Here is a 531-nt window from a genome sequence, read left to right as displayed (position 1 = left end):
AATATATTGGCAAAGACTCCGTGTGATGATATACTAAAACGGGCAGCCTTGTTCTCTGCACTGACAGGAATGCGACATAGCGATATTCAAAAGCTAAATGGTCAGAGGTTGAAGAATACAATGGTGGGTACCGTCTCAATTTCACTCAGCAGAAGACTAAGGGCGTTGAATACATGCCTATATCGCCACAGGCATACAATCTTTGCGGTGAGCGCAAGAAAGACGGAGAACTGTTGGTGTTTGCCGGACTGCCTGACCCTTCATGGATATCTAGGCCTTTGGAACGGTGGGTAAAAGCATCAGGGATTACCAAGCACATCACCTTTCATTGCTTCCGCCACACCTATGCAACGTTACAATTGGCTAACGGTACAGACATATATACCGTAAGCAAAATGTTAGGGCATACCAATGTAAAAACCACGCAAATCTACGCAAAAGTAATTGACAAGAAGAAAGATGAAGCTACAGAAGCTTTTAAGTTGGACATAGATGAATAGTGATTATCATTTGTAAGCACTTAGTATAGAA

General features: G+C 42.4%; 1 pseudogene. It reads left to right on the top strand.

Annotated features, from left to right (window positions below):
- Window positions 1–500 (top strand): annotated as a pseudogene (locus DXA05_RS26260) (site-specific integrase); the annotation flags it as partial.
- Window positions 501–531: the final 31 nt, after the last annotated feature.

The organism is Bacteroides sp. AM54-2NS, assembly GCF_003602935.1.
GTDB lineage: Bacteria > Bacteroidota > Bacteroidia > Bacteroidales > Bacteroidaceae > Bacteroides > Bacteroides xylanisolvens.
Note: the sequence above shows the minus strand (reverse complement) of the source record. Positions and strands in the feature narration are given on the sequence as shown.